23 protein-coding genes are annotated in these 22,905 nt (G+C 32.7%); 7 read left to right on the top strand and 16 right to left on the bottom strand.

What is annotated here, in order from left to right:
* Window positions 1-143 precede the first annotated feature (143 nt).
* From FDY99_RS19725 to recQ, 6 genes are all read right to left on the bottom strand, one after another.
* Window positions 144-488 carry a hypothetical protein gene (locus FDY99_RS19725; RefSeq protein ID WP_139423409.1) on the bottom strand — a complete coding sequence of 115 codons (345 nt, stop codon included), beginning with the start codon at window positions 486-488 and terminating at the stop codon, window positions 144-146.
* 371 nt (window positions 489-859) lie between these two features.
* Window positions 860-1,180, bottom strand: coding sequence for a hypothetical protein (locus tag FDY99_RS19720; protein ID WP_139423408.1), 321 nt, complete (start codon window positions 1,178-1,180; stop codon window positions 860-862).
* A 24-nt stretch (window positions 1,181-1,204) separates the two neighbouring features.
* The gene (locus FDY99_RS19715; protein ID WP_139423407.1) at window positions 1,205-2,290 is read right to left on the bottom strand and encodes a glycosyltransferase; all 1,086 of its coding nucleotides are present in this window, start codon (window positions 2,288-2,290) and stop codon (window positions 1,205-1,207) included.
* 39 nt (window positions 2,291-2,329) lie between these two features.
* The gene (locus FDY99_RS19710) at window positions 2,330-2,653 is read right to left on the bottom strand and encodes a hypothetical protein (protein ID WP_139423406.1); all 324 of its coding nucleotides are present in this window, start codon (window positions 2,651-2,653) and stop codon (window positions 2,330-2,332) included.
* A complete protein-coding gene (locus FDY99_RS19705; protein ID WP_139423405.1) occupies window positions 2,638-2,889 on the bottom strand; it encodes a hypothetical protein in 252 nt (83 codons plus the stop codon). Before FDY99_RS19705 ends, FDY99_RS19710 begins: the two co-directional genes overlap by 16 nt.
* Window positions 2,890-2,906: 17 nt before the next feature.
* The gene (recQ, locus tag FDY99_RS19700) at window positions 2,907-5,111 is read right to left on the bottom strand and encodes a DNA helicase RecQ (RefSeq protein ID WP_139423404.1); all 2,205 of its coding nucleotides are present in this window, start codon (window positions 5,109-5,111) and stop codon (window positions 2,907-2,909) included.
* Between the two features lie 147 nt (window positions 5,112-5,258).
* On the opposite strand from recQ, the gene FDY99_RS19695 reads away from it, so the two are divergent.
* From FDY99_RS19695 to FDY99_RS19670, 6 genes are all read left to right on the top strand, one after another.
* Window positions 5,259-6,218 carry a KpsF/GutQ family sugar-phosphate isomerase gene (locus FDY99_RS19695; RefSeq protein WP_139423403.1) on the top strand — a complete coding sequence of 320 codons (960 nt, stop codon included), beginning with the start codon at window positions 5,259-5,261 and terminating at the stop codon, window positions 6,216-6,218.
* A 19-nt stretch (window positions 6,219-6,237) separates the two neighbouring features.
* Window positions 6,238-6,888 carry a hypothetical protein gene (locus FDY99_RS19690; RefSeq protein ID WP_139423402.1) on the top strand — a complete coding sequence of 217 codons (651 nt, stop codon included), beginning with the start codon at window positions 6,238-6,240 and terminating at the stop codon, window positions 6,886-6,888.
* 54 nt (window positions 6,889-6,942) lie between these two features.
* The gene (tatC, locus tag FDY99_RS19685) at window positions 6,943-7,773 is read left to right on the top strand and encodes a twin-arginine translocase subunit TatC (RefSeq protein ID WP_139423401.1); all 831 of its coding nucleotides are present in this window, start codon (window positions 6,943-6,945) and stop codon (window positions 7,771-7,773) included.
* A 141-nt stretch (window positions 7,774-7,914) separates the two neighbouring features.
* Entirely contained in the window at window positions 7,915-8,565 is a 651-nt protein-coding gene (locus FDY99_RS19680) for a hypothetical protein (protein WP_139423400.1), read from the top strand.
* A gap of 48 nt (window positions 8,566-8,613) precedes the next feature.
* Window positions 8,614-10,242 carry a M1 family metallopeptidase gene (locus FDY99_RS19675; RefSeq protein WP_139423399.1) on the top strand — a complete coding sequence of 543 codons (1,629 nt, stop codon included), beginning with the start codon at window positions 8,614-8,616 and terminating at the stop codon, window positions 10,240-10,242.
* Between the two features lie 127 nt (window positions 10,243-10,369).
* Window positions 10,370-12,226, top strand: coding sequence for a M61 family metallopeptidase (locus FDY99_RS19670; protein ID WP_139423398.1), 1,857 nt, complete (start codon window positions 10,370-10,372; stop codon window positions 12,224-12,226).
* A 198-nt stretch (window positions 12,227-12,424) separates the two neighbouring features.
* Here FDY99_RS19670 and FDY99_RS19665 read toward each other — a convergent pair whose 3' ends face one another.
* From FDY99_RS19665 to FDY99_RS19650, 4 genes are read right to left on the bottom strand one after another with little or no spacing between them, the layout of a single operon-like run.
* A complete protein-coding gene (locus tag FDY99_RS19665; RefSeq protein WP_139423397.1) occupies window positions 12,425-13,321 on the bottom strand; it encodes a GLPGLI family protein in 897 nt (298 codons plus the stop codon).
* Window position 13,322: 1 nt separating this feature from the next.
* Complete coding sequence (locus tag FDY99_RS19660; RefSeq protein WP_139423396.1) at window positions 13,323-14,153, bottom strand: GLPGLI family protein; 831 nt, start codon at window positions 14,151-14,153, stop codon at window positions 13,323-13,325.
* Window positions 14,154-14,191: 38 nt separating this feature from the next.
* The gene (locus FDY99_RS19655) at window positions 14,192-16,207 is read right to left on the bottom strand and encodes a M56 family metallopeptidase (RefSeq protein ID WP_139423395.1); all 2,016 of its coding nucleotides are present in this window, start codon (window positions 16,205-16,207) and stop codon (window positions 14,192-14,194) included.
* A 1-nt stretch (window position 16,208) separates the two neighbouring features.
* A complete protein-coding gene (locus FDY99_RS19650) occupies window positions 16,209-16,574 on the bottom strand; it encodes a BlaI/MecI/CopY family transcriptional regulator (protein WP_066679295.1) in 366 nt (121 codons plus the stop codon).
* 329 nt (window positions 16,575-16,903) lie between these two features.
* Here FDY99_RS19650 and FDY99_RS19645 point away from each other — a divergent pair, with 329 nt between their 5' ends.
* On the top strand, window positions 16,904-17,476 hold the full coding sequence (locus FDY99_RS19645; RefSeq protein WP_074229223.1) for a hypothetical protein: 573 nt from the start codon (window positions 16,904-16,906) through the stop codon (window positions 17,474-17,476).
* 220 nt (window positions 17,477-17,696) lie between these two features.
* On the opposite strand, the gene FDY99_RS19640 is transcribed toward FDY99_RS19645, so the two are convergent.
* The 6 genes from FDY99_RS19640 to istA all read right to left on the bottom strand — a co-directional run bounded on the left by FDY99_RS19640 (window position 17,697) and on the right by istA (window position 22,728).
* A complete protein-coding gene (locus FDY99_RS19640; RefSeq protein WP_139423394.1) occupies window positions 17,697-18,146 on the bottom strand; it encodes a JAB domain-containing protein in 450 nt (149 codons plus the stop codon).
* On the bottom strand, window positions 18,139-18,525 hold the full coding sequence (locus FDY99_RS19635; RefSeq protein ID WP_139423393.1) for a hypothetical protein: 387 nt from the start codon (window positions 18,523-18,525) through the stop codon (window positions 18,139-18,141). Before FDY99_RS19635 ends, FDY99_RS19640 begins: the two co-directional genes overlap by 8 nt.
* 39 nt (window positions 18,526-18,564) lie before the next feature.
* Entirely contained in the window at window positions 18,565-19,200 is a 636-nt protein-coding gene (locus tag FDY99_RS19630) for a hypothetical protein (RefSeq protein ID WP_139423392.1), read from the bottom strand.
* Window positions 19,181-19,564 (bottom strand): hypothetical protein, encoded by a 384-nt coding sequence (locus tag FDY99_RS19625; RefSeq protein ID WP_139423391.1) that lies wholly within the window; start codon window positions 19,562-19,564, stop codon window positions 19,181-19,183. The genes FDY99_RS19630 and FDY99_RS19625 overlap by 20 nt, the downstream gene beginning before the upstream one ends.
* An 863-nt stretch (window positions 19,565-20,427) precedes the next feature.
* On the bottom strand, window positions 20,428-21,165 hold the full coding sequence (gene istB / locus FDY99_RS19620) for an IS21-like element helper ATPase IstB (RefSeq protein ID WP_139421215.1): 738 nt from the start codon (window positions 21,163-21,165) through the stop codon (window positions 20,428-20,430).
* Window positions 21,166-21,177: 12 nt separating this feature from the next.
* Window positions 21,178-22,728 (bottom strand): IS21 family transposase, encoded by a 1,551-nt coding sequence (gene istA, locus FDY99_RS19615; RefSeq protein ID WP_139418575.1) that lies wholly within the window; start codon window positions 22,726-22,728, stop codon window positions 21,178-21,180.
* Between the last annotated feature and the right edge of the window lie 177 nt (window positions 22,729-22,905).

Here is a 22,905-nt window from a genome sequence, read left to right as displayed (position 1 = left end):
AGTTTTTTTTGTGCGGGGTGATGGATGTTAGATGATGGAGGTTTAATTGATTTTTTTTAAGTAGGAAGTCTGAAGCGGGATGATGGATGTTTAAATGATTGAGAATATTTTTAAAGCTTCTGACATCTGACATCTAACCTAATTTACAAATTCAATTTTCCCTCTCCAAAAACTTTTTTATTTCCAAAATAAGAACCGCCGCAAATGTACCATGGAAGGTTTTCCAGATATTCTATTGCGTTTTCTGGTTTCATTTCTGCAACTTCTTTTTTGGCGATAATTCCTTTGAACCATCTTCCGGATTCTTGGGAATTAGGAAATTCTATAGCATAATTAAGCCAAATTCTTTGACAAAGTCTACATTGAATTATACTTACTTCTGCATTTTTATCACTGGTAAAATCTGTACCAACTATTGATGTTCTATATTCAGATACACTTAAGTCATGTTTTTCGCAGGCACAACCCAGTTTCGGAAGTTTTTTCATGAATGAAATATTGATTTTAAATAAAATTGAACCGCAAATTTAAGGAAATATAAAAGCTTTCATTTATTTTAAAAACAATCATCAGCAAATTTCACTATTCTTTTTTCATAATTTGCATTATAATTGTTACAATTCTGGATCATTGTTTTAATAAGACTCTGTTTAATTTCTTCTGTGTTATCAGAATTTTCAAAATCATTAAAACCACTGTATAAAACAGAATTACACCAATCAGAATACTTTTTTCCAGATTCATCAAAATCCATGTACTCAAAAAATTCTTTTGGATATTTTTCTGCATATTTTCTAGCAGGAAGTCCGGTGTATTCCCCTAAAGCTCCATCCTGAATAAGTATCGTTTTATTTAAAATTCATCGATAAAAAGGTCTTAAAGAATCATTATCCGTTGTAACTAAATTTAATAGTCTTTCTGTTTTATGTTCATCTTTGGGTCTGTAAATGCCCAAATAAAAATCTCTTGCAACAGGATCACAGTTTTTATTTGTAATGTAATATCTCATAGGTTTCCCCCAAACAGAATCAAGATCAATTGAATAAGTTAGACCAAAACCTTCCTGCCAATTTGTGGATTCGTATTCGATCATATCTTTACTTTCTTTAATTACTATAGCTTCCTGTTTTTTACAGGAAAATAGGAGCAGTAGAAATATTAAAGAAACAAGTTTTTGCATTTAAGATTTTTGAGATTGTAGAACCTATTTTTTTATTAGATCTAATAAAATTTTTTCATATCTATCTAAAATAATTTCTTTGGAAAATCTAGATTTTATAGAATTTTTTATTGCATCCTGATCATATGACTGATGCAAAATCTGCATAATTTTTTGTGAAAAATCTTCGTGATTTTCAATATCTGCAATTTCACCGTTGATGTTGTGCTGAATAATTTCGTTGATTCCGCCTCTGCAATTATTCGCCAAAGAATATGTTCCGCAAGCTCCGGCTTCCAACAAAACATTCGGAAAGCCTTCATAACGCGAAGAAAGAATAAACAGATCAGCAAACTTCAGAAACTGATACGGATTTTCCTGTCTTCCATGAAAAATAACTTTTTTTAAACCTAAAAAATCTTTCATCTGATGAAGAATCTCCCGATCTCTGCCATCTCCTAAAATATGGAGAATAATATTCTCATTTTTAAGTCTTGAAAAAACTTTTAACAGATTATCAAATCCTTTTCGCGCAGACAAATTGCCGATGGCAACTACATTTTTATAATTGTATTTAAAGCTTTCGGGTTTTGTAGAAATCAGAAGTTTTTCATTAATAAACTCAAAATCTACAGGATTATTGATTTTTGTGATTTTATTTCGTTTAATATTGAAATTATTCACCAAATCATTCATCATATCGTCGCTTTGCGCAATAATCTGCTGATAATTGTTGTAAAAATGATAGAAAAATTTTATTTCTTTTCGTGTAACATGCTCCGAAACAACATTGGTTTCTCTTGCAATAAATTTAATTTTCGGAAAAAGCTTAATAAATACAGACAAATATGCATTTACTTCTCCAAAACCCGAAAAAACAATATCGGGTTTTCTGCGGTAAATTTGTGAAAGAATAGGCTTTAAAGAATGTCTGATTCTTTCGGTATCGATGTCAATAATTTCTACATCTTTTTTTAGAAAATGTAAGTAACCACCTTCTTTCCGTAAAAGCAAAATCATAGGCTCAAAACGATCTCTGGAAAGATGATTTGCAATGGTGGTAACGATTCTTTCTGCACCTCCGGTTTCAAGATCCGGCAGAATAAACATGACAGAAATTTTCTTATTCATCCTAAGATTTTTTTAAAATATTTTCAAAGGAATTTAGTCTCACAATAGGTCTTGAAAATCCTGAGAATGATTATTTGTAATATGATTTATTAAAAATTTATGCTCTTTCTGATCAAAAAATATATACCAAGACGTATTGTTGTTTGCTTTGTATCTAAAAAATTTTCTTCCAAACTTTTTAAAACTCTCAGGAGTTTCATAAATATTAACCTGAAAATCAAAATTCATTATATAGAAAACAATTTCCTGTACATAAGATTTAGCATCTTCTTCAAAACCAAAATAGTTTTTTGAATATAAAATATCTACTAAATCTGTAAGGAATACCTTAACATCATTAGAAAAAATTATTTCTCTTTCCAAGGTAAAGATTCAATATGTGCATAAACTTTTCTCATCAACTCTTCGCCAGTTATACCTTTCGCAAATCGTTCATCAAAGTCATCTTTCACAGCGTATTCAGCTTGAGATTCTGCAACTTGATGAACTGAAGTTTTTCTATTCTTAATCTCAAGTAATTCTGCAATATCATCAAGCTCATCCATTTCTTTTATCCACTGAATGAGTTCCTTTTTTGCTTCTAATATTGGATTTTCCATTTTAATTTTATCAAAAATTAATTGGCTACGTCGCTGATAAATTTTATTCTCAGCATTCTTACTTCTTCGTCCGAAAGCTCATCTCCGAATTCATCAAGCAAAACTTTCATACTGTCGCTTTCAGATTCGTTCATAAATTCCATAAAATCATCTACTACATCTTCATCAAAATTGTCTTCAATATAGTAATCGATATTCAATTTTGTACCCTGATAAACAATACGTTCCATCTCTTTCAAAAGATCGTTCATCGAAAGATTTTTGGCTCTTGCAATATCTTCAAGGTCAATTTTTTTATCGGTACTCTGAATGATAAAAACTTTATGGCTAGATTTGTTTGCAACCTGCTTCAAAACCATATCCTGAGTACGTTCTATGTTGTTGTCTTCAACATATTTTGCTATAAAATCTGCAAATTCTTTTCCGTACTTTTTAGCTTTTCCTTCTCCGACTCCGTAGATTTTGGCAATTTCTTCAACAGAAATAGGGTACTGAACGGTCATATCTTCCAAACTAGGATCCATGAAAACCGTGTAAGGTGGAATCCCATGTTTTTTGGCTACTTTTTTTCTAAGTTCTTTTAAAAGAGTAAATAGGTTTTGGTCTAAACCTCCACTTGACTGCAATTGCACCTGATCGCTTTCTGCTTTTGTCTGTGAAAGATCAAATTCACGGTCTTCAGCAATCAAAAATGGTTCTTTAAAATCACCAGATAAGACTTTTTGCCCTTTTTCGGCAATTTTTAAAACACCGTATGTTTCAATATCTTTCTGTAAAAAATTCTGTACAGTTGCCTGTCTTAGAATTGTTTTCCAGTAATTATCTTTTTCAGATTTTCCAAAACCAAAGAATGAGCTTTGCTCTAATTTGTACGACTTTGTAACCGCTGTTTCTTTTCCAACAATTACAGAAATCAAATCTTTAGATTTAAATTTCTCTTTCGTTTCGTTAATTAATTCTAAGGTTTTCTTTAAATCAGCCGTAGCATCTTTCAGCTTCGGCGGATTTGATGCATTGTCACACATTTTGGCTCCGTCACCATTTATAGGATCAAAAGTTTCACCAAAATAATATAAAATATACTGTCTTCGGCTCATCGAAGTTTCAGCGTAACCTACTACTTCATTTAAAAGCTGCAAGCCGATTTCTCTTTCAGAAACAGGTTTTTGAGCCAAGAATTTTTCCAGTTTTTCAATATCTTTAGGATCGTAGAAAGCAAGGCAATACCCTTCTCCTCCATCACGACCCGCACGACCGGTTTCCTGATAATAACTTTCCAGAGATTTTGGAAAATCGTAATGAATCACAAAACGTACATCCGGTTTATCGATTCCCATTCCAAATGCAATCGTTGCCACAATTACATCTGCTTCTTCCATCAGAAACTTATCCTGATTGGCAACTCTCACTTTCTGATCGAGCCCTGCATGATAAGGAAGCGCATTGATACCGTTTACCTGAAGAAGCTGGGCAAATTCTTCCACTTTTCTTCGACTTAAACAATAAACAATTCCTGATTTCCCTTTATTTTTATTGATAAATTTTACAATTTCTTTATCAATATTAACTTTTGGAGTGACTTCGTAAAACAAATTGGCTCTGTTAAAACTTTCTTTAAACACCAAAGCATTGCTCATTCCTAAAGTTTTCTGGATATCATCCTGTACTTTAGGGGTTGCTGTCGCAGTTAAAGCGATGACAGGAACATCTGCAATTTTATCGATGATTTGTTTTAAATTTCTGTATTCAGGTCTGAAATCATGACCCCATTCTGAAATACAGTGCGCTTCATCAATTGCAACGAAAGATATTTTAACATCTTTCAAAAATTCCAGATAATCTTCTTTAATTAAAGATTCCGGAGCTACATAAAGTAGTTTTGTTTTACCACTTTTTATATCATCAAAGACCTGTTTGGTCTGAGTTTTGTTAAGAGAAGAATTAAGAACATGGGCTACACCCGTTTCAGAAGAAAGTCCGTTTACTGCATCTACCTGATTTTTCATAAGAGCAATAAGCGGTGAAACAACAATTGCCGTCCCCTCAGAAATAAGAGCCGGAAGTTGGTAACACAGTGATTTACCGCCTCCTGTAGGCATAAGAACAAAAATATCTTTTCCATTTAAGAGATTATTAATGATCTCTTCCTGCTGTCCTTTAAAGGTAGAAAATCCGAAGTATTTTTTTAATTCGCCTGATAAATTGGCTTTTTTTGCGCTCATCTAATTTTGTATTGCTAAATTTGCATCCAATCCAAAGTTATAAAATTTTTACTTAAAATAAAAGTAATAGAATTTTTTAGTAACCAAATTTATATTAAGTATAAATTGAAATCATTGGTAAATCTACATACTAATTTCGTTATAAAAATGGAAAGAGACAATATTATCTCAATAGCAAAAAGCACATTGACCATAGAAATTTCCGAACTGGAAAAATTAAAAGAAAGAATTGGAGACGAATTTGTAAAAGCAGTAGAACTGATTCATTCTGCTACCGGAAAACTTATCGTAGTTGGTATCGGAAAATCGGCTCATGTGGGCAATAAAATTGTTGCAACTCTAAATTCTACAGGAACTCCTTCTCAGTTTTTACATGCTTCGGAAGCAATTCACGGAGATTTAGGGGTTATTCAAAAACAAGATGTGGTTTTATGTATTTCCAATTCTGGAAATTCACCTGAAATTACCAATCTTGTTTCTTATTTAAAAGATTATTCTTCTGCACTCATTGGAATGACAGGAAACAGAAAAAGTAAACTTGCAGAATTTTCTGATGTTATCTTAGATACTCATGTAGATTTGGAAGCATGCCCAAATAAGCTGGCTCCAACAAGTTCTACAACCAATCAAATGGCTTTAGGCGATGCTTTGGCCGTATGTCTTATGGAAATGAATGACTTTAAAGAAAATGATTTCGCTAAATTTCATCCCGGTGGAAGTTTAGGTAAAAACTTAACAGCGAGAGTTGAGCAGTTCCTTTCTTCACAAAAACCTCAGATTTCAGAAGATTCTTCAATCAGAGATGTCATTATTTCTATCAGTGCATCAAGTCATGGAATCACGGTAGTAACAGATAACGAAAAAATCATCGGAGTTGTTACCGACGGAGATTTGCGAAGAATGTTATTGAAAGGAGATGATATTTCTAAAGTTTTGGCAAAAGATATTATGTCTGCAAATCCTAAAACAATCGAGAAAGATGTTTTGGCGAAAGAAGCCATGAAAATTTTAAAAGACAACAACATCGGACAATTAATTGTAACAGAAAACGGACAATACTTTGGAATTATTGATCTTCACACATTATTAGACGAAGGAATTAATTAATTTTTCAGTGATTATTAAAGTGAAAAATTTCATCATATTTTGTTTTGCATTTTTATCTTTTAATCTAAATGCTCAGGAAATTGATAAAACGTATTATTTATTAGGAGCAGTTGATAATTATTCAGGTAGAAATTATGAACTAAAAAATAGTGATTATAAAGGCTATGTTTTAATGGTCAATAAAGATGAAACCAATAAAATTAAAAGGTTTCAAGAAGTTTCCGGTTTAAAATTTTCAAACTTCAATTCTGAAACTTTAGCAAATTGGGTTTCTCTTAATTCTGATGTTTACGAAAAAGAAATCAATCAATTTTATTCTTTCTCTAAAACAAAAGGTACAGAAAATTATCGTGGGAGATTAAATCGTGACAAAGTTTTAAAAGGAACAAAAAACCAATTATTATCTTATTTATTAGGTTCATTTTTAATTCATGGAAATATAAAAACAGAAAATGATGGCGGAGATCAGTATGAAGTTTATGAAATTTCTGTAGCCAATGCTCAACCACAATTTGAAGTTTTAAAATCCATTTTAAAAGAATTAAGCGTATATACTATTAAAGAAGAGATTTGGTACAAAATTCCATTTACATTTCATGTGAAATTTTCTCCTGACTCCGAATTAAAAACTTTATTAGATAAAGAATTAGCTTATCAGAACAATAATTAACTAAAATAATTATTATCATTGCAAATCGAATCTCAGAATTCATAACATATATTTATGGCAGAAGATAAAGACATGTCCTTTTTCGGACATATTGGGGAATTGAGAGGGCATTTAATCCGCTCTATTCTTGCTATTGTTATCGCGGCAGTTGTTGTCGGTTTTAATATCAACTGGATCATGGATCATATCTTTTTTGGTCCTACCCGAAATGATTTCCCTACGTTTAAACTGGTGAATGAGTTTTCACAATGGATTTTGGGTGAAGACAGCATTACTTTACCTGATGAATTTCCGGTGCGAGTTCAGAGACTGTATCAGCAATTTAATGTGATGATGGCAGTTTCTATTTTTGGTGGAGTTGTGGTAGCTTTTCCTTATATCGTTTGGGAATTGTGGCGATTCATCAGTCCGGCTTTGCATCCTAATGAAAGAAAAAATTCGCTTTTCATTATCAATTCAGTTTGGATTTTATTTATGACCGGAGTTTTATGCGGATATTTCCTGATTTTACCTTTTGCGGTAAATTTTGGAGTTATTTTTAAAATTTCAGACATTATTATTCCGTTATATGACCTTAGTGATTACACTACTCTATTTTTACAGGTTGTTTTAGGAATGGGCGTTGTCTTTTTATTTCCGGTTTTAATTTATTTCCTTACCAATATCGGAATTCTGAATCCTAAGTTTATGAAAACGTACAGAAGACACGCTATTGTTTTGATTATGGTGGTTGCCGCAATTATTACTCCTGCTGATGTTTTGAGTATGATTATGGCTGCTTTACCGCTTTTATTATTGTATGAGTTCAGTATTGTAATGTGTGGTTACACTTATAAAAAGGTACAAAAACGTGATGTCGCTTTAAAAACGGTTCAAAAATCTTAAAAAAATTAATATAAATAGTAGCGGCGCGAAAATCAAAGATTTTCGCGCCGCTTGTTTTCTTGCTATCAATTAATTAGTAGAAATGATATAGATTTTGCATTTCAGATTATATATTTGATAAATATTAAATATGAAAAAAACATGAAAGTTTTCGCAGAGTTTATAGAACATAATGGATTACAATTTCGTACAAAAACACTTTTACAATTCGGAGATTCTTGGGACTTAATTGGTTCTATAGTAATGAAAAATCCGGGGAGCGCAAAGCCCGGAATTGCATTAGACGATTCGACTTACCAAAACATTTCAAATTTTTTAGGAGAAAAAATAAATAGCGCAACCTGGTCAGTATCTAGTAATGATCCTACCATAAGAAAGATTGCTACAATTTTTAATGGTAACCATGTAGACAAAGATTTAAAACTTAATGGTATAATTCAAATTTACAATCTATATAACATCTGTGAACCAAAAATAAACCTTGCTTATCAAAAGGCTGAAAATGCTAATCAGGATTTATTATATATTGATTTACACAAAGTGATTAGTGAATTTAAAAACAAACCCGTCTATTTAGGTTTTTTTCATTTTTACACTTATCGTAAAACAAAGCATTCTGAATATTTACAAAAGACAGCAAGAGGAATTTTTGATTATGTGAAAAATTCAAAATTTAATTATTTCAGTTATAAAGATATAATTGACAATCCCTACTACCATCCTTATTCAAGATATGTTTACGGAGAAAAAAATATACCTTTACTCAAGAGATTTATATCTTTTTATGAATAGATTCCAATCAATATTCTTTAATTTTGACCTTAGTCAAATTTCATCTTAATGAAAAAAATATCTTACTCAATTTTATTAGTTTCAGGTTTAGCTTTCGGTCAGTTTTTCGAAAAAGGTAAAACATTTACAAAACAGGACACCTTAAAAGGTTCTAATACCGAATTCAGAAATTTCTGGGATGTAAAAAAGTATGAACTTTCTGTAGAAGCTGATTTTCAGCAAAAAAGTATTGCGGGAAATAATAAAATAAGTTTTGAGATTACCAAAGATATTTCAAATCCTGTTTTTCAGATTGATCTGCAACAGCCAATGAAAGCTGATGTTGTACAATGTAGCTTCCCTACTTCTAAACCATTTAAAAGAGAAGGTGATTTTATTTTTATTTCCTCTCATAAAAACTTTAAAAAGGGAGAAAAATACACCATTGATATTGGCTATTCCGGAAATCCGACGATTGCAAAAAGAGCACCTTGGGACGGAGGCTGGATTTTTACAAAAGATGAAAAAGGAAATCCGTGGATGAGCGTTGCCGATGAAGGAATTGGTGCTTCAGTCTGGCTTCCTACAAAAGATATTTGGAGTGACGAACCCGATAACGGAATCATTATGAAAATTATTACTCCAAAAAATTTAGTTGGAGTTGGAAACGGAAGATTAATCAGCAAAAAGACAGAGAACAATAAAAATATTTTCACCTGGGAAGTCAAAAACCCGATCAATGCCTATTCTATTATTCCGAATATCGGAAAATATGTAAATTTTAAAGATTCTTACACTGGAGAAAAAGGAAAACTGGATCTTGATTATTGGGTAATCGACTATAATTTAGAAAAAGCAAAAAAACAGTTTCAACAGGTAAAACCAATGCTAAAAGCGTTTGAATATTGGTTTGGTCCTTATCCTTTTTATGAAGATTCTTACAAATTGGTAGATTCCCCTCATTTGGGAATGGAACATCAGAGCAATATCGCTTACGGAAATGGTTACCAAAACGGATATTTAGGCAGAGATCTTTCAGAGACCGGAGTTGGTTTAAACTGGGATTTCATCATTATTCATGAAAGTGGACACGAATGGTTTGCCAATAATATTACGGCAAAAGATCAAGCCGATATGTGGATTCATGAAGCTTTCACCAATTATTCTGAAGTTCTTTTCACCGAAAATTATATGGATAAAAAATCTGCGGATATGTATGCGCAGGGAATTCAGAATAATATTGAAAACGATGTTCCTATTATCGGAAAATATGGAGTCCGAAATGAAGGAAGCGGCGATATGTATGCGAAAGGCGCAAGTATGGTTCATACGATGAGACAGATCATTAATGATGATGCAAAATTCAGACAAATTTTAAGAGGTTTAAATAAAGATTTTTATCATCAAACCGTTACAACCGAGCAAGTTGAAAAATATATTTCAGAGAAAGCAGGTTTCGATTTCACATCGATTTTTAACCAATATTTACGGACAACCGATGTTCCCGTTTTAGAATATGCTCAAAAAGGGACAGATTTGAAATACCGTTTTGTAAAAGGTGTAAAAAACCTAAACCTTCCGATAAGATTCGGTGAATATACCATCTCACCGAGTGAATCTTGGCAGACTTTGAAGCTTAAAAATTCAGATCCGGTAGAGTTTAGCAAGAATTATTATATTAAGTATAAACAGATTTAATGAAATTTTAAAAGGCAAAATCATAAGTATGGTTTTGCTTTTTTTAACTAAAGTTTAGCAAAAAATTATAAATTTCTCTGTAACAAACTCAATTTAAAATCAACTACTTATCAATAAAATAAACCTAATGAAAAAAATAGCAATTAGTTTAGGAATTCTTGCGGTGGCTTTCGTTCAAGCGCAATCTATAAAAACAAACATCGACTTGGTGAATGTAAAAGACGATAAAATCGCCGTTACGATGGAATTTCCGAAAATGAAATCGAATGACGTAAAATTTCACTTTCCAAAGACGGTTCCCGGAACTTATTCTGTGGATGATTACGGAAGATTTATAGAAGGAATAAAATTTTTAGATAATAAAGGAAAAGAGATCGCTTTTACCAAAGTGAATGACAATACCTATTCCCTAAAAAACGCAAAAGCTTTAAGTAAAATTACGTATTGGGTAAACGACAGTTTTGATGAGGAAAACGAAACCGGTAAACATAAAGCTGTATTTTCCCCTTCCGGAACAGATATCGAACAGGGAAAAGTTTATTTGATTAACACACACGGTTTTGTAGGTTATATCGACAATATGCAGGATGTTCCGTATCAATTGGTAATTCAGAAACCTAATGATTTTTACGGAACGACCGCTTTGGTAGATCAGGATAAATCTGAAGCAACAGATACTTTTACATTAGCCAATTATGCTAAACTGACCGATTCTCCTTTAATGTATTCAAAACCTGATTACATTACATTCAATGCAGGCGGAATGGATCTTGTTTTGGGTGTTTATTCTCCGACAGGAAAATACAAAGCTGCAGATTTTAAAGAAAATTTAGAAAAAATGGTCGTTGCTCAAAAGAAATTTTTGGGTGATATGAATACCAATAAGAAATATGCAATCATGCTTTATCTTGCAGGAACTGAAGGTCCGCAAATCAAAGGTTTCGGAGCTTTGGAACATCACGAATCTACAAGTGTTGTCCTTCACGAGATGATGCCTAAAGAAGCAATTGACGAGTCTATTGTTGATGTAGTTTCTCATGAGTTTTTCCACACTGTAAATCCTTTGAAGACGCATTCTGAAGAAATTCATTATTTCGATTATGCAGATCCTAAAATGTCTCAGCATCTTTGGATGTATGAAGGCGGAACCGAATATTTTGCCAATTTATTCCAGATTCAGGAAGGATTGATTACGAAAGACCAGTTTTTACAGAGAATCGGCGACAAGATCAAAAACTCTAAAAGCTATGATGACACCATGCCTTTTACGGTGATGAGTAAAAATATTCTTCAGGATCAGTATAAAGATCAGTACAGAAACGTTTACGAAAAAGGAACGCTTTTGACGATGTGTCTTGATATTGAACTGAGAAAATTATCAAACGGAGAAATGGGTTATCGCGATATGATCAGAAAATTATCTCAGAGATTTGGTGAAAACAAACCTTTTAAAGATGATAAACTGATTGACGAATTGGTAACCATCACTGGATATCCGCAAGTAAAAGATTTTTACAATAAATATATTGCAGGAAGTCAGCCAACTCCTTATGCAGAATATCTGAAAGAAGTGGGTGTTGAAATCACGAAACAAGAAACTCCGCCAATGTTTTGGTTTATCAAAGATCCTGCACAAACCGGATATGATGAGAAGAACAATGCTTTTGCTTTTGATGATCATTCTGCATTGTCACCATTCTCAAAAAGCATCGGAATGAAAATTACCGATCAAGTTTTTGCTTTAGACGGAAAAACTATCAATATTCAAAATGCACAGGAATTTATCGGCTATGCACAATCGATTAAAGACGGACAAAACGTTACCGTAACCATTCTTCGTAAAAACGGCGATAAAATGGACAAAATTGATTTGAAAGGAAAAGCTGTTTTAGATAAAATAACGCTGGAAACGCTTAAATTTAAAGCCAATCCTACTCCTGCAGAACAGAAACTTCAGGATCAGTGGTTGACTGGAAAAAAGTAAGTTAATTTATTTTGTTGATCGTTTTTGGTTGATAGTTGATGGTTTGACATCCATCCTATGTAAAAATCAAAAATTATATTATTCAAAGAATTTAAAATAAAAACAAGCGGGGAAAAATTTCCTCGCTTGTTTTTATTATGAATGAGATTTTACAGTCTCTGAAAATATTTAATAGTTTAAATTCAAATAATCTAACAACTAATTATACAATTCCGGCTCGATAGGATTATTGTTCTTTTTAAAACCTTCCTTTGCTTTTTTCTCCATTTCTCTGAAAACCTGATTAGGATCTGAAATCTCTCTTCCATCGGCTGTTTTTGTTTTAAAAACAATCTTATTGGTATCAGAATTTTTAGACATCATTTCTCGCATATTTTTCGTGGGATCACTTTTATATGCTTTCCATGCTTTTTTAAACTGAGCTTTATTAATCTCAATATCCTTCCCTCCCATTCCATAAAGCTGAACTCCTTGCGGAAGATTCATCTCCTTTTCTGTAGTAGCTTGAATCGTTTTATTTCCAACTAAAGTCAGAGAATGTGAACCTGTTTTATCTTCAATTTTCACAATCAAACCGGGAAGTCCGTAGAATTTATAAGGTCCGTCTTGAAATGGTAAATCCGTCGAAAACCAAGCCGTCCATTCTCTTCCGCCATATTTTGTTGTTGCTTTTTGAGCATTGTATTCTCCAATTTTCTGCTTCTCGGGAAGAATTTTCCATTCAGGTTTTTTATCTTCTTCAATTTTATAACTGTCGTTGGAAATCCTTGTAAAAAGGTGAGTTTTAAAATCAGGATATTGTTTGGTAACCTTGTAAGAAATCATTCCCGGTTTATCGTTTCTACTGATACTAATGTTGTTGGGACTCAATTTTAATTGTCTCTCTAAATCTGCCTGAGAAGTAGAATCTGCTATAAACTTTTCCTGACCGTAATATTTTGATCCGCTTTTATCAATATCCAAAAGCATTATTTCTTTCAAAACGTTTGCTTTATCTGTAGAATCGGGAATAAATTTATAATCGTAGAAAAAACGGTTTTGAGCAAAACTTGAGAATCCTATAATTAATAAAAGTGCTAAAGATATTTTTTTCATTCTACTTTGTTTTATTAAGTTCTATTCTGTTGTTATCTTTTTTTATTCTTGCTTTCAGACGTTCTTCCTGATCTTTCATTTGATTACCGGTACCTTCTTTCATAATCATCGTAACACCGCCCATCTGCATTTGTTTTAATCCTTTTGTAGGATCATTTTCATATTCTTTAACCAATTTATCGTATTGCTTTTGATTGACTAAAATTTCCTTTTCTCCAAAAACATCTTTTGGAATTTCCGTGAGATTTTTTACAGCCTGCAGATTAAAAACATGAGATTTACTAAGATCTTCAAGCTTTACAATCAAACCGGGAAGACCATGAAATTTGTACGGTCCATCCTGAATCGGAATATCTGAAGTGAACCAAGCTGCCCATTTTCTTCCTCCAAATTCAGTTTCAGCTTTCTGTGTATTCCATTCTCCGATTTTTTGCTTTTCTGAGCTTATTTTCCAATCTATTTTTCGGTCATCAGAAACTTTATACTGATCTCTCAAAATTCTGTTATGAAGGAAAACTTCATATTTCGGATATTTTTTGGAAATTGAATATCTTACCGAGCCTTTTCGATCATCAGTCTTAACATTTATCATCCCGGTTGAAGCCAATTGTTTTTCCAAATCAACTCTCATAATAGAATCTGAATGATAAGCAGTGTAGCTGTAAAATTTAGATCCCGAATCGGCAATATCAAGATTCATCATCTCCGTTTTTACATCGCTTACATTGGTAGAATCTGGTATGAAACGGTATTCGTAAGTGAAACGTTTGTTTTGAGCATTGGTAAAGATCCCGATGAGCAATACACTGAAAACGGTTATTAGTTTTTTCATTCTAAAACTTATTTTGTGAGTATTTAAATCTTTAAAGATTATTTTTGTTTTGTTTTGATATGAATTTCCCCTGCGTCTTTGCCTGAAATTTTCGTTTTATTGATATTAATAGATTCTATATTCTTTGGATCAAGACTTTGCATTTCTTCACTAGAACTTGCATTCCCATCAATGAAATATTTTATATCACCCACAGAATTAGATTTAATCATATCTTTCACATTGGTTTGGAAAGTTCCGCCTGTAGAAAGAAATTTACTATTAGAAGGCTTTGAAAAATCTGTATAAGAAGAACTTGCAGAGTAACTTACTTTCGGTGCATGAGCGTTTACTGAAACAATCCACGGATTGTTTTGAGCTTTTTCTCTGATGATTTCTGCTTGTTTTTTAGAGAGTTCTGCTTGCTTTCTAGAAAGTTCTGCTTTTTCTTTTGACAATTTTTCAAGTTTTCTTTGATCTCTTTTAGAAAGGTTATTTTTACCTTTTACTATTTGATCCATTCTACGATCAAGCTCACCATCTAAAATTCTGTAGCCATAATTTCTAAAAACTTCTAATTTTTTCGAATTTTCTGGAGTAATTGCAGATACGTCTTTTCCGTTTATATAGAACTTATTGATATTGTTGTATTTCTTTTTAAATTCAGGCGATAAAAAAGTACTTTTTAAAGACTTAATCTTTTCATCAGTTAAACCCGTTTTCTCTTTGAATTCTTTAGAATCAAACATTTTTTCTAAATCTAATTCCTCCCCATTAACGCTTATTTTATAGTTATCTCCATCAGGAAATACTCTTTTAAAACTCATGTCTTTAAGAATAACTTTAGCATCATTTTCAGCCAGCATTTTGTCTCTTCTGCTTAGCAAATCATCAAAATCCATAGAAAACTGCTTGTCACGGGCAATTTTATCCATTTCTCCGGAAAGCTGTTTCAACTCTTTAGCTTTGAGTTCAAATTCATAGCTTTTTTCACCTTTTTCTTTTGCTATTTTCTGAAGTTCGGCAGCTTTTTCTTTTGATTTTTCACTTAAAGTTTTAAGCTTGTCAGACTGAATTTTTAGCTTTTCATTAGCTTTTGATATTTTTTCCTGTTGCAATTTTACAATTTGCTCTGTTTCATTTTTTGGAGAGATAGTGTCTCTTTTAATTTCAGCAACTGCTTTTTCAATTTCGTTATTTACTTCTTTTATTTCTTTGTTTTTTGCATTAACCATGTATGCAAATGCAACGGTGAATAAAACCGGTAAGGCAAATATTCTGCGCGCATACCCGAATTTTGTTTGAGGTTTTTGTAACATTTTGAGTCGTTTTTTAAGGTTTGAACTTAGAAACGGACTGGTCGCAGGCAACGGTTTTCCGGAAAAGTGGCTTGCTAAAAGCATCTGCGCAAATGCTTTTGTGTCCGATTGTTTGACGGCTTTTTTATCAGCCAGATATTCGTGTATTAAATTGATTTCTTTTTTGATGATATGAAAGAACGGATTGAACCAAAAAACAGAAGTAAGAATCTCTATAAAAATCTTGTCGATAGAGTGTTTTTGTTCAATATGAACCATTTCGTGCTTTAAAATCTGCTTTCCAACTTCTGAATTGATAACAATAGAGTTTTTCCAGAAAAGATTTTTGAAATACGAAAACGGAGCCTCAGAAAGATTGGTCTGGTAAAAATTTACCCCTTCAAAACTTTCTTTTTTAAACTGATTTTTGAGCTGTTGGATTCTGAAAATCCCGTACATGAATTTCCCTAAAAAATAGAGAGAAACCAGCCCCAAAGCTGAAAAAATAATTCTAAAATAAATGTAGTCATGGCTTATGGTTTTATTTGTATTTAAATTTTGTAACTTATTAATCAACACAAACAGATTCTCATTAACCTCAATGGTAAAATCTTCCACTTTAATCAAAGGCAGCAAAATCGAGATCAACATTGCCGACAAAAGATAAAATCTGTTGTAATGATGAAAGGTCTTGTCTTTTAAAGACAACTGATAATACAAAAACATTACACCCGAACAGATGATTACTTTTCCGAAGTAAAAAATCAGAGCTTCCATATTAGTCTTTATTTTTAAGTTCGCTTAATAACATTTCAAGATCTTCAACAGTCATTTCGTTTTTTTCAACCAAAAAAGAAACGGCACTTTTGTAAGAACCTTTAAAATAGTTTTTCACCAGACTCTTCATCGTTTTCCCAGAATATTGCTCTTTGGTAACCAAAGGAAAATACTCGTGTTGTCTTCCGTACACATTATAATCTACAAACTCTTTATCTTTTAAAACTTTCAGAATCGTAGAAACTGTATTGGTATGAGGCTTTGGTTCCGGATAAAGATCCAAAACATCTTTAAGAAAACCTTTTTCGAGTTTCCATAAAAACTGCATTACCTGTTCTTCTGCTTTTGTTAAAGTTTGGATGATCATAATTTTAATTTAGATTAAGTGATAAAATTACTAAAAAAATCGTATCACTAATAAATTAGTTATACAAATGTAGAAATATTTTTCAATCGAACAACTATTTTTTTAGTGATAAAAATTAAAAACAAATAAATTACTGATAATCAAATAATTAAAAAATATTAAAATATGTTAAATTTTTAATTAATAGAAAATATGCAATTATTAATCATCAGAGAAAAGCTAAATATGAGTGTAAATTCTTAAAACTTGTTAAATTTTATTAAATAAAATTAAAATGAATGTGGACAGAATGAGAAAATATATTTATTTTAGTGCTTTAAAAATTTCTAATGAAAAGATATACTCTACTTTCTGTTTTAATGTTGTTGATATTTAATGTAACATCAGCGCAGACATCTTCTGTTTTCGGGTCGGTTACTGAAGCAAAAACAAAAATTGAAAACACCGTTCCTTTAGTTTTGGAACATTTGAAAAAAATAAGCGAATCGCAGAATGATAACTCCATTCTTACCAATGGTAAAACTGCTCTTAAAAAAGAATACGATGCTGTTGCATTAGAGTTTGATCTTTACAGAGGAAATATGGCAAGCTGTATCGTCAATAAATCTTCTAAGAAAGCAACAAAATGTATGAATTATCACACGTTGTATTTCAGAAACACATTAGGTAATTACGATAACTTCATTAATTATATCACAAAGAAAAACGGATATTTAGGAGTAGAAGATGATTCTGTGAAAAAAGATTTTAAGCCTACAGAGATTGCTACTAAAATCGATACTGACTTTACAGCAGCTTCAAAAGCAGCAGGTAAATTAAAAGGGATGACAAAAGCATCTTATTTTGAACAGGTAAAATCTGAAGATTTCAAATTGGCTCCTTTCGATACTTTGGTTAAATAAGGAACTACATAAACAAAAAAGATCCCGTTTCAATGAAGTGGGATCTTTTTGTTTTAAACTTTAGCATAAATGACAAAAAAAGGAGAACCATTTCTGATTCTCCTGTTGGTAGCGGGGACACGACTACCACCCTACTCTATAATTAACTTATTTACAATAACTTAAAATAGATTTCGGATTTTGGTATGCCGAATTGTATGCCTCTTGAATATTAATCTGCTCAAATAAGTCCATCATCAGCAAAACTCATATAACTTTCTTTTGTTATAATAATGCTATCAAACAAATTAATATCCATAATCTTGCAACTTTCCTTTAATTTCTTTACAATGTCCAAATCTGCTGAACTTGGCTTTAAATTTCCACTTGGATGATTGTGGACTAATATAATACCTTGAGCTAAGCATTTTAATGCTACTGATAATACAAGTCTAATATCTACTAAACTACTTGTAATTCCACCTTTGGATAAATTATAGATTCCTAATACACAGTTTGAATTATTAAGCAAGATTACTTTTACTTCCTCCTGCATTTCTATTGTTTCTTCATTCCAAAACTTTCTTATAATTTGAACAGCATCAAAGCTTGTAGCAATCTTTGAAATTACAATTTTGTTAGGTTTGTAAGAAACCTGGATTTCAGAAACTTCTGATATGGTTTTATTCATTTCTTTGATTTAAATTGTTTTGTAATAGCTTATTCTGATACATCAATACCGAGAATTTCTTATCCATTCTCAGAATCAACATCATATATTCTGGTAACTTAATACCCTGTATCTCTTCTAATTTCTGTTTTAAAAAATCTAATATGTCACCTGGATATAGGAATTCTACTCTCATCAATACATCAGCATTAAAATACATAAGAATGTGCTTTGTTCTTAATTCTAAAACCTCAAGTATCTCACCAAAGTATTCATAAGGCTCTAATGACAATCCATTCTCAATAAATTCATAAGGCGGAATAGAAATTAAGTCAAATTCATAATCTGCATATTCACTATCAAGTTTAAAAATCAAGTAATCATAAATATTGTTTTTCATTAATATAAGGGTATAAAAAAACCACCCAAAAGGTGGCTGTTAATCAATTTTAGGAATTGGAATCATAGGTATAGCTACCTTCTGCATTTCCTCTTCTATTTCTTTTAGTTTTTCTGGATATATTTTTCTCTCATAAAATAGCATTTTAAATACATCATCAAATTCAATAAGGTTCTCGTAATACTTTCTGTCAATACAAACTCCAAATTCTCCTATTGGCGAGTTTCCAAAATGAGGATGAACTACCTCATCATTATCAACACTATAATCCAAATGGTCATAATAGAAAATAGCCAGTTTGTTGTAGCCAATATCAAAGTACTTTATCAACCATTCTTTTAATTGTGAATCATTGTTGTTGGTTTTATATTCTTCAAGTGCAACTTTACAAACTGCATCTAATTCCTGAACTTTAATACCATATTCAACTTCATCGTAAAAGCTTGTAAAAAACCTATATCTCTTAGTACAATAATCGGCTTGTTGTAAACAGTCATAAGGCAATCCTTTTTGTTGCCATTTCTGACATTGTTCGCAAAGAGTTTCAGAATAAGCTTTAACTTCTTTGTATAGACCATGATATTCATATAACCAATAAGCAATCTTTTGTAATGTAAAAGGATTGTCGTTGAGCTGTTTTAAATGCTTTAAGGAGTTATTTATCTGAATCTTCATTATTCACTTTAAAAAAATTAACAATATCATTTTTAGCATTCTTAATAAACCGTTTCTTATCTTTTGTAATCAGAATGAAAAAAGAAAATACTACAATAGCGAAACACATTATACCTACTATTAAAAGAATACTTTTCTGAATCAAATCTCCGATTATTCTTCCGATTTTCATTGATGTTTTATCTATGCCAAAAATGGCTGACATTATTAGGAGAATTAATACAATTGCACCAAGATAAATAATAGATATTTCCTTTTTATTTTCCGAAATTGATAATTCTGTTTTTATTGATATGAATACAGTAAGTCCAAATAATATAAATGAACTAATAGTATAAAATGTTTCATTAAAGTCGAGATTCATTAAATATGTTTAAAGATAGTTTCAAGCTTTCCAAAGAAGTGCAATTTTATACTTGTTATGAATAAGCACTTGCAGTTAAAACTACAAATAACGTTTTATTTTATTACATAGAATTATACATGGAACAGTTAAAGCTATAGGTAAAATAACCACCGAATTTCCTATTATATTCTTCATATCACTATTTATGCACACCAAAACGGTAATAAGTAACCAAACAAATGCAAATACAAAAAGACCTATTTTAGTTTTAGTAAGCTTTTTACTGAATTTTTCTAACTCTATTTCTCCTTCGATAAACTTCGTGTAGCTATTATAGATTGAAAATATTCTCGTCATTCTTTTCTGTAAAAAAAAGAATAAAATAGGAATAGGTAAACATAAAATAATTGTCATCAAACAACTTGATATGTTACTTGCAATACCTAAGGATTTTAGTGATGGAAGCTTTCGATTATCTGTCATTTAATTATTTGTATTTAGTGACATTATAGTTTTCGCCATTATAGGCTTCCAGATATCTTCCTCTTTAACTTTATAACTAAGAGAAATGATGTGAATTCTATCGCTATCTTGAATATAATACGATGAATTCCTAACTATTTCATTTCCTAAGAATTTTCTTTCGTAAGAAACCTTCATAGCCCATATATTGCCAATTTTCACATTATCAGGTTTGTCCCATTTTAATAGTACTACAGAATTAATAGATTTTAGTGCCTGTAGGTGTAAATTCCAGTGATATTGACCACCCAATTTCAATTCAAAGTGACCAGGTAATTTCGGTTTAAATTGACCACCCTTAAATTTGATAAAAACTCTTGTTTTTCATGTGTCAATTAGTATTCAAATATAATAAATAATTACTCCCTGTTAACTCCTCTCTTTTTTCTCATAGATTCCCCCTGGAGTTCCAGGCGGTGAGACTGATGTATAAGTCTGTCCAGAATAGCATCGGCAATGGTCTTTTCACCAATAATGTCATACCAGCCCTGCACCGGGATCTGCGATGTTACAATGATGGATCCGTTGTTGTGACGGTCTTCTATGATCTCCAGAAGGGTTATCCTGTTGGCACTGTCCAAAGCCTGAAGACCAAAATCATCAAGGATGATCACATCCTGTCTTTGTATTTTTGCAAGTTCGCGCAGGTATGACCCGTCTGCTTTTGCCATTTTTAGTTTGGCAAACAGCTTGGAAGTATTAAAATAATTGACCTTGAAGCCTTCGATACAGGCCTGATAGCCCAATGCGGTTCCCAGGTAACTTTTACCCACGCCTGTACTTCCTGTGATCAGGATGTTTTCATTTTTTTCTACGAACTCACATCCTGCAAGACACATTACCAGATTACGGTCGAGATTGCGGGTGTCATCGAAGTTGATACTTTCAATACTGGACCTGTAATGGAACTTTGCATTTTTGATGCTTCGCTCTATGCGCCTGTTGTGCCTCTCATCCCATTCGGCATCGATGAGCATCGATATAAACTGGTCGAGGGTATAATGGTCTGTCCTTCCGCTTTCAATAGCGGTCTTAAAGGCATTGTGCATGCCGTAAAGCTTCATTTGCTTCATTTTGCTCACTGTCGGTTCGTTCATAACTGTTGATATTTAATGATAATATTGTTTTCCTCTGATGTTGCCGTGATCAGGCAGTTCCTGCTCCTTTTCTTCTTTTTCCGGATCGATCATCTGATCCAGATTGTTCTCCAATATCTTCTGTACGGTCTTAAAGCTGTAGATCTTAAAATCCAATGCCCGTTTACAAGCATTTATCAATCGCTCTCTTCCTACTTTCTTTTCGAAGTTCAGGATTCCCAGGCAGCTTTTGTAAGCTTGCTCGGGATGATTCCGACTGTCGATAATTTGGAGGATATATTCTCCCACTGCAGTATCAATACTGTTTGCCCAATCGATAAAGCGGGCAGCACTCCATCCGGCCACGAACTGGTGGGTGCTGGCTAAATGTTCTGTAATGGTCGTGTAGACATAAGGCTTGTAATTGCGCCTGTGCATCGCGATCCTGTTGTATTTATAGTAGATCTCCACAGTGGAAGATGTGTATAGGATCTTGATCTTTTTCTTGATATACTGGTACGGAACACTGTAGTAGTTCTTATCCCGGCTCAACTGTACGTGCCCGTTCTGCATCACTGTTGCAAAGGATTGGTACCTGATCTCAAAACGACGCTCAGGCAGTGGGCGCAGCTGCTGCTTCTCGTCCTCCAGGAACAGCTCGTAGCGGGAGTAAGGGCGTCCTGTGAGCTTGCGTTTGTTATGAGAGTCCAACAGATCCCAGATCTCACTATTTAGTTCATCCAGGCCGCAGGATCCCTGTTGAAGGTTGGCGTAGATCCTTCTGTACAGGATCTTTACCGCTCCCTCTACCAAGGATTTATCCCTCGGTTTGTAAGCCCTGGCAGGCAAGATGGTCGTTTCATAATGTTCGGCCAGATCGGCCAGGGTCTCATTGATGGTGGGTTCAAAACGGCTGCTTTTGATCACTGCGGATTTTAAATTATCAGGAACGATCGCTGCCGGTGTGCCTTCAAAAAAGCGGATGGCATTTTCTACAGAACGTACAAAATCTTCCTTCTGCTGGCTCATAGAGGCTTCAGCATACGTGTACTGGCTTGCTCCCAGAATAGCTACAAAAAACTGAACTTCTTTAAGCTCCCCGCTTTCCTTATCAATAATGGAGAGTGTTTTCCCTGCATAATCGACATACATCTTATCACCGGATTTGTGATTCATATGCATCACCGGGTTCACACGCTTGCCCCATATCTTGTAATGATGCCGGAACTGTGAACTCTGAAAACCATCAGGATGCAGTGCAAGATATTGCTCCCACATATGATGGATAGTGATTCCTACCTTTTTGAGCTCACGTTCCATCTTTGGGAAAAAATCGTACAGGGACTGTAGTTTGGGGCTAATGGACTCCGCGGTGGTATTGGAAAACAAAAGTTCCAGCTCGGCATCTGTCTTGGCATTGATCGCATCAAGGTTTAAGCCCAGAATCTCATACAATGAGATGTATTTTTTAACGGTATTTCTGGAAAGGGATAAATAGCTGCTTATAAATAACTTGCTCTTTCCAGTGCTGTAGAATTTTATGACTTTTCTAATTTTACTCATGTCTGTTATTTTATTTGCCATAATCCGCTTTTTTTAACGAATGTATGACGCTAACATCATGAAAAAATCAAGTCGTTTTTATCTCAAATATAACCCAGATAACAGGTGGTCATTTTGGACCGGAAAGTGGTGGTCACTTTGCTCCGAAATCAGTGGTCAATTTACTCCGAAATTAGGTGGTCAATTTGACCGTCTTTT

It is taken from the genome of Chryseobacterium mulctrae (genome assembly GCF_006175945.1).
Taxonomy (GTDB): domain Bacteria; phylum Bacteroidota; class Bacteroidia; order Flavobacteriales; family Weeksellaceae; genus Chryseobacterium; species Chryseobacterium mulctrae.
This window is presented reverse-complemented; position numbering and strand designations above follow the sequence as displayed.

What these genes read in the sequence shown, in the direction of transcription:
- FDY99_RS19725 (WP_139423409.1), bottom strand. Translation starts at nt 488, where the DNA reads ATGAAAAAACTTCCGAAACTGGGTTGTGCCTGCGAAAAACATGACTTA.
- FDY99_RS19720 (WP_139423408.1), bottom strand. Translation starts at nt 1,180, where the DNA reads ATGCAAAAACTTGTTTCTTTAATATTTCTACTGCTCCTATTTTCCTGT.
- FDY99_RS19715 (WP_139423407.1), bottom strand. Translation starts at nt 2,290, where the DNA reads ATGAATAAGAAAATTTCTGTCATGTTTATTCTGCCGGATCTTGAAACC.
- FDY99_RS19705 (WP_139423405.1), bottom strand. Translation starts at nt 2,889, where the DNA reads ATGGAAAATCCAATATTAGAAGCAAAAAAGGAACTCATTCAGTGGATA.
- recQ (WP_139423404.1), bottom strand. Translation starts at nt 5,111, where the DNA reads ATGAGCGCAAAAAAAGCCAATTTATCAGGCGAATTAAAAAAATACTTC.
- FDY99_RS19695 (WP_139423403.1), top strand. Translation starts at nt 5,259, where the DNA reads ATGGAAAGAGACAATATTATCTCAATAGCAAAAAGCACATTGACCATA.
- tatC (WP_139423401.1), top strand. Translation starts at nt 6,943, where the DNA reads ATGGCAGAAGATAAAGACATGTCCTTTTTCGGACATATTGGGGAATTG.
- FDY99_RS19680 (WP_139423400.1), top strand. Translation starts at nt 7,915, where the DNA reads ATGAAAGTTTTCGCAGAGTTTATAGAACATAATGGATTACAATTTCGT.
- FDY99_RS19675 (WP_139423399.1), top strand. Translation starts at nt 8,614, where the DNA reads ATGAAAAAAATATCTTACTCAATTTTATTAGTTTCAGGTTTAGCTTTC.
- FDY99_RS19670 (WP_139423398.1), top strand. Translation starts at nt 10,370, where the DNA reads ATGAAAAAAATAGCAATTAGTTTAGGAATTCTTGCGGTGGCTTTCGTT.
- FDY99_RS19665 (WP_139423397.1), bottom strand. Translation starts at nt 13,321, where the DNA reads ATGAAAAAAATATCTTTAGCACTTTTATTAATTATAGGATTCTCAAGT.
- FDY99_RS19660 (WP_139423396.1), bottom strand. Translation starts at nt 14,153, where the DNA reads ATGAAAAAACTAATAACCGTTTTCAGTGTATTGCTCATCGGGATCTTT.
- FDY99_RS19655 (WP_139423395.1), bottom strand. Translation starts at nt 16,207, where the DNA reads ATGGAAGCTCTGATTTTTTACTTCGGAAAAGTAATCATCTGTTCGGGT.
- FDY99_RS19650 (WP_066679295.1), bottom strand. Translation starts at nt 16,574, where the DNA reads ATGATCATCCAAACTTTAACAAAAGCAGAAGAACAGGTAATGCAGTTT.
- FDY99_RS19645 (WP_074229223.1), top strand. Translation starts at nt 16,904, where the DNA reads ATGAAAAGATATACTCTACTTTCTGTTTTAATGTTGTTGATATTTAAT.
- FDY99_RS19640 (WP_139423394.1), bottom strand. Translation starts at nt 18,146, where the DNA reads ATGAATAAAACCATATCAGAAGTTTCTGAAATCCAGGTTTCTTACAAA.
- FDY99_RS19635 (WP_139423393.1), bottom strand. Translation starts at nt 18,525, where the DNA reads ATGAAAAACAATATTTATGATTACTTGATTTTTAAACTTGATAGTGAA.
- FDY99_RS19630 (WP_139423392.1), bottom strand. Translation starts at nt 19,200, where the DNA reads ATGAAGATTCAGATAAATAACTCCTTAAAGCATTTAAAACAGCTCAAC.
- FDY99_RS19625 (WP_139423391.1), bottom strand. Translation starts at nt 19,564, where the DNA reads ATGAATCTCGACTTTAATGAAACATTTTATACTATTAGTTCATTTATA.
- istB (WP_139421215.1), bottom strand. Translation starts at nt 21,165, where the DNA reads ATGAACGAACCGACAGTGAGCAAAATGAAGCAAATGAAGCTTTACGGC.
- istA (WP_139418575.1), bottom strand. Translation starts at nt 22,728, where the DNA reads ATGGCAAATAAAATAACAGACATGAGTAAAATTAGAAAAGTCATAAAA.